Origin of the sequence: Sinomonas sp. G460-2, assembly GCF_047759905.1 — a bacterium.
In the GTDB taxonomy this organism is placed as follows: Bacteria; Actinomycetota; Actinomycetes; order Actinomycetales; family Micrococcaceae; genus Sinomonas.
This window is the reverse complement of record NZ_JBKZWT010000558.1, coordinates 1-1,159: the sequence shown is the minus strand read 5'-3', so window position 1 is coordinate 1,159 and position 1,159 is coordinate 1. Positions and strand designations below refer to the sequence as shown.

Here is a 1,159-nt window from a genome sequence, read left to right as displayed (position 1 = left end):
TCACCTCGAGCCCAGGCAGCGAGGCCTTCAGCTCGTCGAGACGATCCGGAATGATGTCTGTGGCCACAAGTCGGGCGCCCTCATGGGCGAGCCGTGTTGCGGTGGCCCGCCCGATTCCCGAGCCTGCGCCGGTGACGATCACTGTCTTGCCGGCAAAGCGTGCTTCAGTTGTCATGAGTTCCCTTGCTCTGGTGCTGTCAGACCGAGGCGATGAGACGTTCGATCTTCTTCCTGGTGTCCATGAGGGCCTCGCCCGTCAGCGCGCGGAACGCCACCGCGACTTGGTTCGCGAAGTCGAAGGAGGGGTCGATGAGCCATTGCGCCCTCAGCCCGCTCCAGACGGCCATCATCTGCCGGGCGGTGCTCACGGGGTCAAGCGCGGGATGGGCGCGGCCCTCGGCCTGGCGGCGCTTGATGTTCGCGGCCGTGGTGAGTATCGCGTTCTCGTTGTGCTTCTTCATGTACTGGTGCGCGGGGTGCTCCGGGTTGGGTGCCTCCGCCTCGAGGGCCAGAAGGAGGCGGATGGTCTTGTCTTCGGTGAGGACAAGGCGCGCCGCGCCGGCGGGGTCCCAGTCTCCAGTGGAGAGCTCGTTGGCGATCGACTCGGCCGTGAGCCGAGAGATGTTCTCTTCATCGGAGAGTTCCATGGCGGCGATCAGTACGTGGTCCCGGGTGGGGAAGTGGTACATCAGTGCGGTCTCGCTCATTCCCGCCCGCGAGGCGACTTCCGCCGTCGTCAGGGCCTTGTGGCCCTTCTCTGTGACGATGTCGAGGGCCGCGCGCGCTACGGCCGCGCGCCGTTCGGCCGTCTTCGCGTAGCGGCCTCGTGTCCCGGTTCCCTGCTGCATGTGATTTAGGTTACGTGAAATCTGAAGAACCCACAAGATTACGATTCATGTGGACAAGATTGCCGCAACTTCGACCGAGTCTTCCTCTTGTCTCGTGCACAAAAAGGTGGAGCCATTCTGTTTTAGTGGGCGCTCCGGTGCTGTTGGCGGGAGCCGGAGCGCGGTCTTGGCGGGCGCCTTGAGCCCGTCACAGCCCTGCCCACGGCAAGGCGCGCTCGGACCGGGACCCGTGTGGATCGCGGGTGGTCGTCGCCGCGGCGGCGCGGGCACTGAGAGAGTCGATGATGCGCGGGGGAAGTGACGTTCCGTAG

The 1,159-nt window shown here is 65.1% G+C and carries 2 protein-coding genes; both read right to left on the bottom strand.

The window, feature by feature from the left end:
* On the bottom strand, positions 1 to 175 hold a 175-nt coding region (locus ACLN58_RS22425; RefSeq protein WP_415857412.1), incomplete at its 3' end, for an SDR family NAD(P)-dependent oxidoreductase.
* Between the two features lie 22 nt (positions 176 to 197).
* Complete coding sequence (locus ACLN58_RS22420; protein WP_415857411.1) at positions 198 to 848, bottom strand: TetR family transcriptional regulator; 651 nt, start codon at positions 846 to 848, stop codon at positions 198 to 200.
* Between the last annotated feature and the right edge of the window lie 311 nt (positions 849 to 1,159).